The 15279-nt window shown below is 32.6% G+C and carries 12 protein-coding genes and 3 pseudogenes; 4 read left to right on the top strand and 11 right to left on the bottom strand.

From position 1 onward, the window contains the following. Nucleotides 1–282 precede the first annotated feature (282 nt). From Y7E_RS34220 to Y7E_RS0106375, 4 genes and pseudogenes are all read right to left on the bottom strand, one after another. Nucleotides 283–393 (bottom strand): annotated as a pseudogene (locus Y7E_RS34220) (IS6 family transposase); the annotation flags it as partial. 896 nt (nt 394–1289) lie between these two features. Continuing rightward, on the bottom strand, nt 1290–2294 hold the full coding sequence (locus Y7E_RS0106385) for a sensor histidine kinase (RefSeq protein WP_017150458.1): 1005 nt from the start codon (nt 2292–2294) through the stop codon (nt 1290–1292). After that, nucleotides 2291–2962 (bottom strand): response regulator transcription factor, encoded by a 672-nt coding sequence (locus tag Y7E_RS0106380; protein ID WP_017150457.1) that lies wholly within the window; start codon nt 2960–2962, stop codon nt 2291–2293. The genes Y7E_RS0106385 and Y7E_RS0106380 overlap by 4 nt, the downstream gene beginning before the upstream one ends. A gap of 11 nt (nt 2963–2973) precedes the next feature. After that, nucleotides 2974–3957: an alpha/beta fold hydrolase gene (locus tag Y7E_RS0106375; protein ID WP_017150456.1), complete on the bottom strand. Its 984-nt coding sequence runs from the start codon at nt 3955–3957 to the stop codon at nt 2974–2976. Between the two features lie 810 nt (nt 3958–4767). Here Y7E_RS0106375 and Y7E_RS0106365 point away from each other — a divergent pair. Continuing rightward, nucleotides 4768–5667: an alpha/beta hydrolase gene (locus tag Y7E_RS0106365; protein WP_081584563.1), complete on the top strand. Its 900-nt coding sequence runs from the start codon at nt 4768–4770 to the stop codon at nt 5665–5667. Between the two features lie 507 nt (nt 5668–6174). On the opposite strand, the gene Y7E_RS29300 is transcribed toward Y7E_RS0106365, so the two are convergent. From Y7E_RS29300 to Y7E_RS0106325, 7 genes and pseudogenes are all read right to left on the bottom strand, one after another. Next, a complete protein-coding gene (locus Y7E_RS29300) occupies nt 6175–6411 on the bottom strand; it encodes an NUDIX domain-containing protein (RefSeq protein WP_237741354.1) in 237 nt (78 codons plus the stop codon). Between the two features lie 162 nt (nt 6412–6573). Beyond that, nucleotides 6574–9930 carry a trifunctional glycoside hydrolase family 18/polysaccharide deacetylase/glycosyltransferase family 2 protein gene (locus Y7E_RS0106350; protein WP_017150452.1) on the bottom strand — a complete coding sequence of 1119 codons (3357 nt, stop codon included), beginning with the start codon at nt 9928–9930 and terminating at the stop codon, nt 6574–6576. Between the two features lie 135 nt (nt 9931–10065). Then, nucleotides 10066–10249, bottom strand: a pseudogene (locus Y7E_RS29295) (IS6 family transposase); the annotation flags it as partial. Further along, nucleotides 10245–11531, bottom strand: coding sequence for an anti-sigma-I factor RsgI family protein (locus Y7E_RS0106340; RefSeq protein WP_017150451.1), 1287 nt, complete (start codon nt 11529–11531; stop codon nt 10245–10247). The pseudogene Y7E_RS29295 and the gene Y7E_RS0106340, both read right to left, overlap by 5 nt. Further along, entirely contained in the window at nt 11524–12246 is a 723-nt protein-coding gene (gene sigI / locus Y7E_RS0106335) for an RNA polymerase sigma factor SigI (RefSeq protein WP_017150450.1), read from the bottom strand. The genes Y7E_RS0106340 and sigI overlap by 8 nt, the downstream gene beginning before the upstream one ends. Before the next feature lie 105 nt (nt 12247–12351). Beyond that, nucleotides 12352–12642, bottom strand: coding sequence for a hypothetical protein (locus tag Y7E_RS0106330; RefSeq protein ID WP_017150449.1), 291 nt, complete (start codon nt 12640–12642; stop codon nt 12352–12354). After that, nucleotides 12643–13071, bottom strand: a complete 429-nt coding sequence (locus Y7E_RS0106325; protein WP_017150448.1) for a DUF5667 domain-containing protein — start codon at nt 13069–13071, stop codon at nt 12643–12645. 180 nt (nt 13072–13251) lie between these two features. Between Y7E_RS0106325 and Y7E_RS0106320 the strand changes: the two genes are divergently transcribed. The 3 genes and pseudogenes from Y7E_RS0106320 to Y7E_RS29290 all read left to right on the top strand — a co-directional run. Continuing rightward, complete coding sequence (locus Y7E_RS0106320; RefSeq protein WP_017150447.1) at nt 13252–13938, top strand: IS6 family transposase; 687 nt, start codon at nt 13252–13254, stop codon at nt 13936–13938. Between the two features lie 136 nt (nt 13939–14074). Continuing rightward, complete coding sequence (locus Y7E_RS0106315; RefSeq protein WP_017150446.1) at nt 14075–14362, top strand: YciI family protein; 288 nt, start codon at nt 14075–14077, stop codon at nt 14360–14362. Nucleotides 14363–15023: 661 nt separating this feature from the next. Next, nucleotides 15024–15230: pseudogene (locus Y7E_RS29290) on the top strand (IS6 family transposase); the annotation flags it as partial. Nucleotides 15231–15279: the final 49 nt, after the last annotated feature.

Genomic DNA, 15279 nt, shown 5'->3' with positions numbered 1-15279 from the left:
CCTGTTTATGCTTTTTTCAAACTTTGCAACAGAACCTAAAGAACTTTACAACAGAACCTTTTAGAGGGTTCTGTTGCAAAGTTGAAAAATAACCGAAAATAATGAGTATACGATACATGTTCTTGTATATTTTATAATGTTTATTCGGAACAATTGTATTTTCATTCTATATTTTTGGGGGCGTTTAAAACTTTGCAACAGAACCGTTCACTTAATCAAAATGACAGGTTCTATCGCAGAGATTCTTAACAAATAAAGATTTAGCTTGATTGCGATTAAATCTCATGCAATTGTCAGTAACTTTTGCAATTCATTGTACGTTGAAAAACCACAGTTTGGCCGCAAACTGTGGTTTTTCTTATATATAGCATGAATGGTTTCGATTCCTTTCAAGGGGTACGGAAACGATTCAAGGTATGAGGGGCCACTCTGGGGAAATATTCAAATTGATACGATAAATATAAACAAGAAACCTATCCGCAGATAGGTTTCTATTTTTATTAACATATGCGCTTTTTATAATTGAAAATTATGTGAATTTATAAAAAGAGAACAAACAATTGTCTAAAGTACCTAAAAATACCAATTAAGAATTTTGAACAAAACACTTTAAATCAACATCGATATCATAATAAATTAATAAAAATATAGGTATAAGTAAATAGAGAAGAATGTAGGATTCTTACCTAACATACTATATTTATATTTGAGTATAATTAACTGTGATAAAATGAATTTATTGTTATAACTAAATATAATTCTTGAATATATGTAAAGCGCGGACATTCTGACCATGAATTTTTGAAAGGGTTGAAGATTGTATATTTTTCACAAAATGTAAGTTATAATTTTTTTGCAGAGCAATCTGTAAGGCCCATTGAAATATGTGATAACTTTGCGTGAGCTAAGGAATTTATATTCGAAAAGAGATAATGTACTAATAATAGTGCTCTTATCTCTTTTTTATTTATATTATGTAGCAATTAATTGTGGGGAAATTAAATACACGTTTGACATATATCACAAAATAATTCTAATCATTATTTTGAATTTTTTCTTGCTATTGTTATCTTATTGTTTTGTCGTGTTTCGTAAATAACAAAAAAAGACTAAATCTGTCACTTTACCTATAAGTTGGCCGCAGTTAGAAGCATAAGTTGGCCATAAAACACTTATTTTTGCAGATAATTATCTAATTCTTCAACAGAATGGGAAGTATAAATTGGCCGTGAGTTAATTATTAACCCATAAGCTGACCGTGAATTTCACAAAACAGTATAAAATGAGCTTTATATATCATTTTCGTTTTTGGTAAAATAAAATAAAGTCCCTTTGTTATTCGATTGTAGAATATATTTTACATTGAGCATTCTAGATATATCTTCAATTATTTTTAATCCAAGCCCCGCACTTTTACTATTAGTATCAAAACCAATTCCATTATCCCTAATGGAAACAACACTATTTTCAATGGTTATCTCAAGCTTTTTAGCCTTTGAATGTTTTAACGTATTCTGAAAAATGTTATCAAATAACCTTTGAATCCATAAATCGTTACTAATCCATATCAAGTCTTTATTTAGTGGATTATATATTAATTCAATATCATGAATACTATACAAATAATCCCACTTTTTAACCATAGCTTCTAATAAATCATGTATATTCACCTCGTGATTTAAAATATAAGAATTCTCTAATGTATTAGTGGATTGTAAATTTAACTCACTGGTTAATTCAGCAATATACTGTATTTGTTGATATAACGATTCTAATATTGGTGCTTGGTCATTATTATATTGACCTTCTAAGTAAAATAATTGTAACCTGACAGCTGTTAAAGGCGTATTAATATCATGTCTTAATTTATTTAAAAGTTCCTTCTTCATTTCCTCTTGCTGTTTAAGTTCTAATTCTCGATATGTAGTTCTTTCAATTAATAAATTTACTGACCTGATTAGTCCTCCTATTTCATCATCACTTTTAACGTCTAATTTATTCGGAATCTTTTTATCACTAGCTAAATTTCGAATGGTTTTATTTAATATATCTATTTTATTTAATAGTGAGTTAATCGATTTTGAAAATAAAAAGGCTAATAACAATATTGATAAAAAAAATACAACTAGCATCGTAGGATACGCAAAAGACTCATGAAAAGGAATGTCATTATTTTCCGCCTTAAAGGCACTATTATAAATTATTGACATAAAGATACTAATCAACAGTAATAAAAATGGTACGCTTATAGCAGCAGAAAATAACACTAACTGATATTTTTTCTTTAATTTCATTTCTTTATATAGGTATTTAATCTATACCCTTCTCCATATATATTTTGGATAATTTCACCCGTTTTATCATTAATTTTTGTTCTTATTTTTTTTATGTGCACATTCAAGATATTTTGATCTCTATCTTCGAATTGCCATAAATAATCAAAGAAATGTCCTTTCGTTAAAATACGATTCCTATTTTCATATAAATAGAAGAATATTTTACGCTCAATCGCAGTAAAGACAACTTCATTATGCAAGTTATTATTAAAAACTTTTTTATGCTCAGCATCAATATATAAGTGTTTGATTTGCGTAAAAGTACCATATTGATTATCTAACATTTTCTGCATCCTTAGTAACAACTCTCTAGGATCAAAAGGCTTTATCATATAATCCTCCCCGATTGTCAAACCTTGGAGTTTGCTGTCCATATCACTTCGGGCGGATAGAAAAATAATTGGAATATTTAATCCTAGATTTTTTATTTTCTTTGTTATTTGATAGCCATCTTTACCTGGTAACATCACATCCATGATAACTAAATCCATTTTATGGATGATTCCAAACACTTCTTTTCCGTCTGTTTTCCAAATTACATTGTATCCTTCGCGCTGCAAAATTTTTTGCAACAGATCACCAATCATCACATCGTCTTCAACTATTAAAATATGATATCCCTTCATCATGCAAACCTTCATTTCACTTTTTTATTGATAAATTCCTTAGAAAGCTTATATATTTCATCAGCCTGGTATAAATAAATGCTGTGTGTCCCCCTCAATTTTATAACATCTGCTATTTCAAGTTGTTCTGCAAATTCTTTATAATCTTTGTAATGTTGTTTTGTATATTTCGAGTTTTTATTTTGATCAGCAACTGCATCTAAAAATAATATAGGTGTTTCTTTTGGTATCGGAAGGTTAACGGATTTTTTACTGTTTTCGTAAGAATGTAAGAGCTCTTGTTTCATATCAACATTAAAAAACTGTTTATACGATATTGCTTTATAAATTTCTTTTTCATGTTTAGTTAAAAAAGATTGTCGAATCACTTCAGGATTATAAGTAGTAGAAGGTAGAAGTCGATGAATACCCATTTTCGTTAAAATATTCATTCCTCTTATTTTTAATGTTGACTTATCCACTTCGCTTTTATATTTCACATACTGCTGAGGTAAACCAATATCTAACGCAATAATTCCCCTGATTTCCTCCGGATATTTTTGTGCCCAATAAATAGCCTCTATTCCCGATATTGAATGCGGAACTAAAATATAAGGAGGTTTATTGCCACTTTTAATGAGTGCTTCTCTCGTTTGTTCTAATATTTTATCAATATCCCTTCCATCGTTAAAAACATCACTGTTCCCATAACCAGCTCTTTCTACTACAGCAATCTTATTTTCTTTTGAAAACTTACTATATACTCCTTTCATTTCATAAACAGGAGCAGCAATCCCAGAGCCAGCCATAAATACATATGTATCCTTACCGTTTCCCTCACTATAAACATTCATTTTTTTATTATTAATCTTAACGATTGTTCCCTTACTTTTAATAAGATCTGATTCCTTACTTAATTGATAGTTATGGTATATAAAAACAGATACTAATATAAGTAAGATAGCCGCAATAAACATAATAAATATAATCTTTAATACTTTAAATAATTTTCTCATAGGGTTCTCCTTTCAAGTTATATTGAAAGGATACGATATAAAAATAAATTTCTAATAAATTTTATAGTAAATAATTTTTTCTCTTTGTTTCTAAATAGAATTCAATTGTTCAGCTCGAATGGTCGAGATAATATTCTTTTTAACTAGAGATTTAATCACTTTTCAATTTCAGATGTTCTTTTTTGGACACCCCCCTATGATAATCATAACCAAATGAGGTGAAGCATCACAACTTTTTTACAAACGTCATGACTTTATTTCAAAGAAGCATAAGTTGACCGCAAACTAAAAGAAGCATAAGTTGGCCAAAACGACCATCTTATGCTTCTTTTTACAAAATCCCCCATAAGGATTAAATCTTTTTATCATTTGTATAATAATTTTTATAATTGCTGAATAATAAACTTACATTACTGCTTTTAAAAGCTCTGTTACTAATGGAAGTACTCCACCTAAGAATGATAAAACTGCCATTGCGATTGTCATATTATTTCCTCCTCTTATGTTGTTGCGAGGATGTGATTTATCTTTATGTTTACATTTATATCAATATATTTTTATATACAATATTACATATTATGATAAGGTCAACGTGTTGCTTTAAATAATAGTTTGTTCAAAAGTACTTACCAAGCCCTTATTTTGTAGTAAATAGGGGTACAGCCGCATCGCTATCAACCTAAAGAATCAAAATCCCCCCATAACGAAAATTCTATTCATTATTGACTACTGATAATGAGACGTTATGTTAACCTCATATGAATAGGATATGCAAAAAGAAACTGCAATTTATCTATATATCTACTCTTTATGTATGGTAAAATTTTCTACAAAAAGGAGTTGTCATTAATGCTCGAATATGACCGTAACCTCGCTTTAGACTTTCAAGAAGTTTCATCTGTTGTTTATGACAGCCATACAGTTAAAGATATAAATTATTTAAGTCCATGTGGCGGGACAGTTCCTGCTTATTTAGTGGTTCCAAAAACAAGTACTCCTTCACCAGCAGTTATCTTTATGCATCCAGGACAAGGTAATAGAAAAACCTTTTTACCAGAAGCTGAGAAATTAGCTTTAAATGGTGTCTTTTCTCTTTTAATTGATGCACCTTTTGTGCGTGGTGCAGCACCAAAAACCCCTTCCACAGAGCAAGAATTGCATTACATGGTAGAAGCAATGACTGATATTCAAAAATATATTCAAACAATACTCGATATTAGAAGAGGAATAGATTTGCTATCTACTTTTAATAATGTTGATTCAAAACAAATTGCATATATTGGGCATAGCTTAGGTGCTACTTGGGGAGGTGTCCTTGCCGGAGTTGAAAAACGTATTAAAGCATATATTTTGATGGCAGGTTTCTCAAGTGTATCTATGTGGCATAAAACAAGTGACCACCCTCTAGCAGTATTAATTCGAGATATGTTATCAGAAGAAAAATTCCATTCATTTATTTCAGCACTCGAACCCTTAGATGCTATTCACTACATAGACAAAGCTGTACCAGCATCTTTATTCTTTCAATTTGCTTATAATGACGAATTTGTATCAAGAGATCAAGCGAATAGTTTTTATACAAATGCAAATCTACCTAAAGAAATTATCTGGTACGAGACAGATCATCTCTTTACAGCATGTGATACTGCTTCTGAAGATAGGATCACATGGCTTTTCAAAAATTTAGGTTTAAAACTAAATAAACAATAATTTTTACTTCCTATACCGATAATTATGTAAATGAGCTGTCCATATGGACGGCTTATTGTATTTTTGCTTAGCGTGGATTTTTTCCGAAATGCTGGCGGTACACCTTAGTTAAGAAAGTTGGCTCGTTTTTTGTACAATTTTTACATAGCAATCATGCCGAGAATGCAAAGTAATTCAAAGAAAATGAAACACTAACTACAGTGCGCCCTTACATTTGCTGTAGGTTTGAAACAAAGTTTGAATAAAAATACCTCACAAATCCGAATTGTACAATAAATAAAAAGAATCCATTTTGAAAAAAGATTGATCAAAATGCAAGTTCAATTTGTTACTAAATGATTTTGTTTTGTAAAAAAATTTAATCATTTTTAGGTGCGTTTTGTTAAACATTATATTCACCTTTAATCATTTTTTGTAAATCCTCAATAAATGATTTATTTGTTGGGGATATATTATGAGGGAGATTTTCAAAGCCAAAGAATTTAATTTCTTTACTTTCAATACCATCTATTTGCATAGCACCGCTATATGTAGTTGAAATGAATACAACATTAACAAAATAAACTTCATCTCCGTTTGGATAAATATGGTGCTGCTGTTCTCCAGAGTAAACGTTAAATAGTCAATAACTATGTTTGTTTCCTCATAAACTTCTCTTTTAGCGGTTTCTTCAGCTTTTTCTCCTATATCCATAACGCCACCAGGAATACACCAATTATTATCATCAGCTCTTTTTGCAAACATCGTGACTTTATTCAAAACATCGCGTCTTTTTTATAAAAATCGTAACTTTATTTCAAATCCACATTTTTCTTATTTATATAAAAAACACACAATAAACATACAACTTTCTTTTTTGATATGGTGAGTCCTTTCAACAAAAAAGAGAGCAGATCGTCCGCTCTCTTATGATGCCTCATTATGTTCAGAGGAATGTTTAACACTCCCCATTCTCTTTAGTTTATTCCATCCTACCGCTACCCCTCGAATAGATGAAAATACAGACTTAATTACAACATAAGTCATAAATTGACGATAAATAAAGCGTTGTAAAATTAGCCAAACTAATGGTTTAGGATTCTCCTTCTCTAATTTAAATGCAAAAAGAGAAGCGAGAAGATCCATTGCAAAGAACACAAGGTAAAATCCTAAAACTTTTAGAGGATTACCACCAAACATCCCCATAATCATTAATATATCTGCTAAAGGAGCAATGAATTGCAAGACATACTGGAACAACCACATATTAGGTAATGCAACAAATCCTAATGTTTTATGCTTTGGATTAAACAACGCCTTTCGATGTTTCCAAAGACATTGGAGTGTACCATACGACCAACGATATCGCTGTTTAATGAGACTTTTCACATCTTCAGGCGACTCCGTATAAGCATAGGCTTTTTCTTCATATACAATTTTATGTCCTTGACGTAAAAATGTTATAGTAAGATCCGTATCTTCTGCAAGTGTATCTTCACTTAAATATCCAGATGCAACTACATTCTTTTTACGCCATGCTCCAATAGCTCCAGGAACTACCGTGATACAATTCAACTCATCAAAAGCTCTGCGTTCTAAATTAAATCCTGTAATGTATTCAACATGTTGCCAAGTAGTTAACAAATTTCGTCTATTTCCCACTTTGACATTTCCTGAAACTGCCGCTACATTATGATCTTCAAAATGTCTGATCATTAGAGAAATAGCATCTTGCGCAATAATAGTATCCGCATCTAAAGTGACTATAATTTCTCCTCGTGATTTTTGAAATCCTAAATTCATTGCGGATGATTTCCCACCGTTTTCTTTCTGAATTAAACGAACTTTAGAATGTTTATGGAATGCTTCTTGAATTACTTTTGACGTACCATCTTTCGATCCGTCATCAACAACAATAACTTCAAATTCTCTATAATCACTATCCAAAATTGAGCGAATCGTCTTCGTTATAACCTTCTCTTCATTATATGCTGCTATCACAACACTAACAAAAGGCTGATAAGACGAATTAGTAAAGAAACGGGATCTTGTTTTCCTTTTTTGCCTGAACGCAAAGTAAATTAAAAATAGGAATCGGAAAATACCTAATCCAATAGCAATATAAAAAATAGTTGTTAATATATGCTTAGAATATCCTGCTCCTGAAAAAACAGCTTTATTGTAAAGTAAATATTGCTTATCCTCAGAAGAAACGGGAGGCATAATTTCATCCCGTTCTTTATCCATTAAATCTGAAATTGTTACAAAACTATATCCATGCTTTTTAAGTTCTTTAATAATAATTGGCAGCGCCTCTACCGTATGGGTACGATTCCCTCCTGCATCATGGAGAAGAATAACATTTCCATCACCCTTATAAATGGGCTTAAGAGCACGCTTTACCAATTCATTTGTTGATGGCGTCGCCCAGTCCTCAGGATCAACTTTTTCTGCCACCATTGTATAGTTCATATTTTGCGCACGCAAAATAGGCAATATTTCATTTGATGAATCCGGATTAGCATCTGCTTCATATGGCGGCCTAAATAACACCGTAGAATGTCCAGTTATTTCCTGAATCAGACGCTGCGTTGTATTCAGTTCTACTTTTGTTCGTAGTAAAGACGTATCAGCTACGTTAGGATGCTTGAAGGTATGATTGCCAATTTCATGCCCTTCATCGTATATTCTTTTAACAATACTAGGATTTAGTTGAGCGTTTTCACCAAGTACAAAAAAGGCTGCTTTTATTTTATACTCTTTTAATATATCTAGAATTTCCGGTGTGTATTTAGGATCTGGTCCATCATCAAATGTTAGTACTACTTGTTTTCCTTTTGGTTTTCCGTAGCGCTGCACTTGATATGCAGATGGTAGTGATTGATACACTTCATCTGTAAGATAGCCATCTTTGCCTACTTTAAAATCTCTCAATCCATTTTGTCTTTCATTCTCAATCTGTAAAATTTCGCCTTGCCCAGAATAATTTACTTCATCTAAACTAGCGATTTTATGTAATGCGTCAGGATTATTTTGTACCTCAATAGGATCTTTTAAAGCTTTCCATATAGTAGGGTCTTCTGCTCCTAGTCTCCATAATGCAAATCCCTTTGCATTGTTGTTCATTGCCATTTTTACTTGATTATAAAGAGTAACACCATCTAAGAACCAAGCAGTATGTTCTTTCGCTCCTTTTTTATATCGAAAATAAGGGTTTCCACTGATCTTATCCCATTGAATTTTTAGATTTGAATCATGAGCCATTGTCATAACTTCTGAGAAAGTTAAAGACTTCGCAGGTTTTTTGCTCTTTACTTCCCAATCATATCCATAATTACCGAAAGCAACTATAAGTTTCTCAGAGGGAATGTCTAGTTTATTGAGCGTATGTTCAAACCATTTATTTGAAGCGATTGGCCCTGGTGTCCCTGCCCCATAGTGCTCATCGTACATCATTACAATCATACGATCTATTACTTTAGCTAATGCACCATAATTAAAAGCTTTATCATTAGCAGGCACATCTTGCGTTACAAGCAAATGATGTTTATGAAAGACTGTAGTAAGTTCTTTCATGAAATTTGTTAACTTATCTCTATCGCCTTCAGGTATTGACTCAAAGTCAATATTAATACCTGCAAATTGATTCTCTTCAATTCGCTTTACTAAATCATTAATAAACTTTGTTTTTACATGATCTGGAGCATTCAGTAACTTATGAATAAGTTTACTATCAGGACCAGAAGCTTCTTTAGTATAGTTAGTAAGTAAAGGCATAATTTTCACATGATTTTTTTTTGCTAACTTTACAATATCAGGCTTAATCTCACTACTAATTGTTAAGTCTGTTTTTAAGTGATACCACTCTGGTACTAACATGGTTAATGAATCGATATTTTCTTTTAAAGAAGCAGTACTATTTTCATCCCAGTTTACATAAAAACCATAAACCTCTTTAGGTTGTTCGTCATTGCCTGTTGAATTTCCTGAATTTTTATTATTATTATTTATTTCGGTATTAGGAGCTTTGAATTCTTCCTTCTTTAACTGTTGGTCGCTAAGTTTTTGATTAATAGGTACAAGTTTAGTATCTTGCTTTACAGAAGGATTCATATTTGGAATTTCTGGTGTTGAAAAAATACTTCGAAAGAAAAAATAAAATACAATACTTATGCTAACTATTGAGATACATAGAAACCAACTGAAAGCTTTTTTTCTTCTTCCTTTAGGGTCATAAAAAACGGGTTTTGAGTTATCTTTCTCTGGTTGAATTTTTTTCTCCATTATTTTTTTACATACTCCTTTTCTTTTTATTCTGAATACAAACGCAAACTATTTTAATAGATAGACCTTCTAGGATTCTGGTGCGAAAATAGCTTAATAGGAATATAGGACAATAATTTCCTGTTAACTTTGAGATCAAACGACTAATCCAAATAATTTATGAATGACTTCAACCTCCTTTTGGGCAGATTTCACCAAAGGGTGAAATCTGCCCTTTTTTCATCATATGCATAGCTTCGATACCTCTCAAAATCAAGGTTGCTGTACGAAATGATTTCAATCCTAACATGGAACAAACCCTCTTCTTCAATATTCTATGGATTTTTCTTTTCGTTCCCCTGATGTTGCGTGGCAGGAACGTTTTTGTCCTCTTTTTTGTGCCCGCTGTTTTCATTTATATTGCCTTTATTTTCTGGCTGAGACTCTCTATTTTCTTGTTTATGTCCTTTTCCGTTGTTTTCTGGCTGAGACTCTCTATTTTCTTGTTTATGTCCTTTTCCATTGTTTTCTGGCTGAGACTCTCTATTTTCTTGTTTATACCCTTTTCCGTTGTTTTCTGGCTGAGACTCTCTATTTTCTTGTTTATGTCCTTTTCCGTTGTTTTCTGGCTGAGACTCTCTATTTTCTTGTTTATACCCTTTTCCGTTGTTTTCTGGCTGAGACTCTCTATTTTCTTGTTTATATCCTTTTCCGTTGTTTTCTGGCTGAGACTCTCTATTTTCTTGTTTATACCCTTTTCCGTTGTCTTCTGGCTGATATCCATTATTTCCTTTTGATTGCTGTGGTTGCTGTTTCTGGGATTGCTTTTGTTCTATTTGCTCTTGCTTCTCATATCTTTCTTCTTTTACAGGAGACAAATCCGATGATGCATCGAGAGATGACTTTGGTTGCGAATGTATCTCCTGAGGGTGTTCCTCCTGATTAGACGGCAGTGCAGGAGGAGTAAGCGATTTCTTCTTCTCATTCTCTTGCTTTATATACACACCTGTGCCGACTCCTGCTTTCTTGGCATTCTCTCGTACTTGCATCGTACTGTATTGATATACGACTGTAACATGTTTTGTCTCATACTCTTTCTTTAATCCTTGCATTACCTTTTCCAACAGTAGTTCTAGCGACTTTTCCTTTGTAACAGCTGTTAGCATAACTTGCTTGTCATTCGTTAAATATCCATCCTCTTGACTTTGCTTTACAATGGCACGTACTACGTCTTGCAAAGGTTCATTTTTCCATCGTTTCATTTCTTTTAAAATGCGCTTTCCATCATCATTACAGGCTCGCAAATCTATAACACGAAGATCCTTTGTTACGCTCGCCTCTAAACTTGGATTAATATCAATTGAGACATAAGCGAATGCTTTTTCTTCCGGTTGATTGTAGAAAAACAGAAACACACATAGAAAACAAGCAACAAGTAATGATGCAGGCTTTAAGAAAGAAGGGATTGAAAAACGCGGTACTCTTTGTTCTTGTTCGTTAAACGAGATTTCCTCTCCAATCATATAAGAGTGCGATTTTCTTTTAAACGTAATAAACTCTCCATCTGGAGTTAAAACAACTACGCTATGTTTTTTTTTATCCATCACAATCCCTTCATTCATCATCCTTTCCCCCTCTTATATAATCAAGAATATATGTATAGTTGTTTACAAAGATAATACACATTGCAATAATGTATTTTCTATGCCGCTCCAACGTTTTACGACTTATCTTAACACGCGGTTCAATATGTTTAAGCGGTAACTTTTTCTTTCGGAACAGCTCTTCCATCATTTTCTCTTCTTTTATAATAATCTTTACAATTTCTATTAAGTGCTCACGCGTATCACGATGCTTTGGAGATTCCTTAGCAAGCTCTGAAAATGTGATTTTAAACTCAGCTAGCACAATTTGAAAATGGAGAATTTCCTCCTTACGGTTACTGTTTTCCATCTCTTTCATATACTCCGTAAGCGATACCTGCATTTCTACTATTTCCTCTTGCTGGTCTTCTTTTAAAAAGACGAGATTATACTTAGACTCCTTGCGTATATAGTCAATTACATCTCTTTTTATAAGAAGCTCAGCAAACGCTAGAAAAGATTTTCCTTTTTTATATGAATACTGTTCAATTGCTTGATTAAACGCAAACAATCCAATGCTATATTCATCATCCTGCTCCGTAATATACCGACGGCAGACAGACGAGATTGATTTTCTAATAAAAGGCTGATACTGTGCGATAAAAGCTTCCTTATCTCCTCCGTTGTTTTGTATGTTAAATACGATATCTTCTATTTTCGGTTTTTTTAAGATTTTCATCACTAAACTCAACACTAGTAATCCCCCTCCCTCCTTTTGCTTCAAATAGCAAAATGGTCACTAAAGAAGTGACCATTTAATCACATTTTCTTACTACTTTTCTTTTTGCTTGTCTTCTTATTATTTTTCATATTTTTCTTGACCAACTTTTTTACCGTTGTCTTGATGATCATTTTTTTCTGTTTGACCCTTTTGGTTTGATTTCCCATACTTCTCATGAGAAACAGCCAGTTTATGTTCTGGCTGTGCCGGTTGTGCTGGATTCACTTCTGTATTTTGATCTACTTTCTTGTTTTCTTTTGCAATAGCGTCCGCTTGTTTTTCTTGCTCTTTTTCTATTTTAGCTACAATCTTTGAAAAACTCTTCTCTATATTTTTGGTAATTGCAGCTTTTGCTTTTAGATTTTTCACTTAATCTAGCATTTTTGCTAATGATTCGATGTTGTTTCCGATGTGCACTTTTACTTTCACTGCTTCTTTTTCTTCTTTACCAGAAAGCTTATCTGCTTTTTCTAAGTCTTCTGCCGATTTTTCTAATATATCTTGTGTAAGATCGCCTTTTCTTTTTTCAATTAGTACACTTGCTTCAGCAATTCGTTCTACAGCTTTTTTAGACAATAGCTTCGCTTTCTCTAAATCGTTTATCGCAAGAGCCGTTTTAATATCTTCAACCATAGTTTTCACAAAATAAAAGACGTCACCTTGTACTAAAGATGTTTTTTCAGTTTCCGTTGTTTTTACTGCATCTATGTTTTCGCTAGCATACGCTGCTTTTCCCATCAAAAACGAACTGCATGCCATCATAGTTGCCATAGTTCCTTTTAATAGTGTTCTTTTCATGCTGATTTTTTTTCCATTTGCTTTCTTTACTATATATATTCGAAGGAAATAAAAATTTTATGGGGGTCAAAAATAAAAAGCTGACAATTTCATCAAATTTTTCATAGATTTTTAGGTTCTGTTGCAAAGATTTCTAAACTGGGATAACCTGTAGAAAAAGTGTGAGCAGGAGAATGATATATGGGGTATTTTAAAGGAAAACAGTTTAAAAAGGATATTATTTTGGTAGCCGTCGGCTACTATTGTCGTTTTTCTTTAAGCTATCGTGATGTATCTGAAATCTTGAAAGAGCGTGGTGTTTCGGTTCACCCAACAACCATCATGCGCTGGGTTCATGAATATGGAAATCTTATCTATCAAATTTGGAAGAAGAAAAATAAAAACGTTCCATTATCTTGGAAACTAGATGAAACCTATATAAAAGTCAAAGGAAAATGGTGTTATTTATATCGTGCAATTGATAAAGACGGGCACACATTGGATATTCAACTTCGTAAAAAACGGGATCATCAGGCTGCCTATGCCTTTATGAAAAAATTGGTCAAAACGTTTGGAGAACCAGCGGTTCTCACTACAGACAAAGCACCAGCATTACTTTGCGCATTTAACAAATTAAGAGAACAAGGCTTTTATATAAATACAACTCATTGTACAATCAAGCATTTGAACAATCTCATTGAACAGGACCATAGGCATGTGAAGCGACGTTTTTGCAAATCCGCAGGATTTCAAAATCTTCGCCACGCTTCCCGTACCTTGAAAGGCATCGAAACCATTCATGCTTTATATAAACGAAACCGAAGTCTTGGCTCAGACTTCGGTTTTTCGACGTACAATGAATTACAGGAGCTACTAACAATCGCATAAAATGTACAACTTTTTGTTGGCACCACTTAACCTTAACAAAACTTCGCAACAGAACCCTTTTTGTTTTGTAGGATAATCCTCTTTTCTGTCGAATTGATAGAGTGGACATAAATATAGAACAGAGGAGGATGTTAAAATGAACTACTTTGTTATCCTATTTACGCAAGGTGAAAATTGGGAACAAGGAAAAAGAATTTGGGAGCAAGATTTGGAAAAACACAGAGATTTTTGGAGAGAATACAGAGAAAAGACTGATAAGGTAATAGGTGCAGGCCCTTTTACGGATGACGCTGGCGGCATGATTATTTTAGAAATAGAGAGTCTTGATGAGGCTACAAGAATTGTTAACCTTGATCCTGCTGTTATTGGGAAAATATTTAAAACAACTGTACACCCGTGGCATCCACTTTTGAAAAGATTTTAGGATAGTGTTTTATATAAGGGGTACCGCCACACATCCTTAAGTTGATGGGCATGGGTACCGCTCAACATTTTAACGAAAATATACACTAAGCAAATTTCAGCATAAAGTAAGCCACTTTTTCTTAAAATTGTTTCTTCCTTTTCTCGGCGAAAACCAGCAATAATCCAAACAAATAATAAATGATACTTACCGTAATAACACCATAAACAACCTTATCTTCAGGAAACTTATGTATGTTTAGAAAAGTTTTCTATATTTTTTCATAATAAAAAATATAGAGTTTGAAAAGAAACCTTGTAAAATCAACTGATTATAGATATCCCTAATATAATTTTGATTATTTAGACAATGATAATCACTAGATCTGGGTGTGTGTTAAGCCAGTAAAAAGGAACACTTAGCCCATTGTCCCTAGCAATAATGAGACTTTTATAGTCAGTTGGATTTAATACTGTACTCAAAGCGGGTTGTAGCTTATCCAGTATTGTGATAATAATGATGTAATGATTGGCATAAAGCTCCTCCTAAATTATTACTATATGATAATTATACCAAAATATCCATTTTTTATATAATAAAATAAGTATCGGAGCACTGGTTCTGTTGCAAAATTTTCTACATGAAGCTACACTCTAGAAAACAGGATCTAGGAGAATCAGACATGAGATATTTTAAAGGAAAACAATTCAAGAAAGATATTATTTTAGTAGCTGTCGGCTACTACTGCCGTTTTTCTTTAGGTTATCGTGATGTATCTGAAATCCTGAAAGAACGTGGTATTTCAGTGCACCCAACAACCATCATGCGATGGATTCATGAATATGGCAATCCCATCTATCAAATTTGGAAAGTAAAAAATAAATCTGCACGCTTATGAAACCATTCATGCCCTATATAAACAAAGGCGAAGTCTTCAA

Origin of the sequence: Bacillus bingmayongensis (assembly GCF_000299035.1) — a bacterium.
Taxonomy (GTDB): Bacteria; Bacillota; Bacilli; order Bacillales; family Bacillaceae_G; genus Bacillus_A; species Bacillus_A bingmayongensis.
This window is presented reverse-complemented; position numbering and strand designations above follow the sequence as displayed.

What these genes read in the sequence shown, in the direction of transcription:
- Y7E_RS0106315 (WP_017150446.1), top strand. Translation starts at nt 14,075, where the DNA reads ATGAACTACTTTGTTATCCTATTTACGCAAGGTGAAAATTGGGAACAA.
- Y7E_RS0106340 (WP_017150451.1), bottom strand. Translation starts at nt 11,531, where the DNA reads ATGAATGAAGGGATTGTGATGGATAAAAAAAAACATAGCGTAGTTGTT.
- Y7E_RS0106350 (WP_017150452.1), bottom strand. Translation starts at nt 9,930, where the DNA reads ATGGAGAAAAAAATTCAACCAGAGAAAGATAACTCAAAACCCGTTTTT.
- Y7E_RS0106325 (WP_017150448.1), bottom strand. Translation starts at nt 13,071, where the DNA reads ATGAAAAGAACACTATTAAAAGGAACTATGGCAACTATGATGGCATGC.
- Y7E_RS29300 (WP_237741354.1), bottom strand. Translation starts at nt 6,411, where the DNA reads ATGTTTGCAAAAAGAGCTGATGATAATAATTGGTGTATTCCTGGTGGC.
- Y7E_RS0106380 (WP_017150457.1), bottom strand. Translation starts at nt 2,962, where the DNA reads ATGAAGGGATATCATATTTTAATAGTTGAAGACGATGTGATGATTGGT.
- Y7E_RS0106365 (WP_081584563.1), top strand. Translation starts at nt 4,768, where the DNA reads ATGTATGGTAAAATTTTCTACAAAAAGGAGTTGTCATTAATGCTCGAA.
- Y7E_RS0106375 (WP_017150456.1), bottom strand. Translation starts at nt 3,957, where the DNA reads ATGAGAAAATTATTTAAAGTATTAAAGATTATATTTATTATGTTTATT.
- Y7E_RS0106385 (WP_017150458.1), bottom strand. Translation starts at nt 2,294, where the DNA reads ATGAAATTAAAGAAAAAATATCAGTTAGTGTTATTTTCTGCTGCTATA.
- Y7E_RS0106320 (WP_017150447.1), top strand. Translation starts at nt 13,252, where the DNA reads ATGGGGTATTTTAAAGGAAAACAGTTTAAAAAGGATATTATTTTGGTA.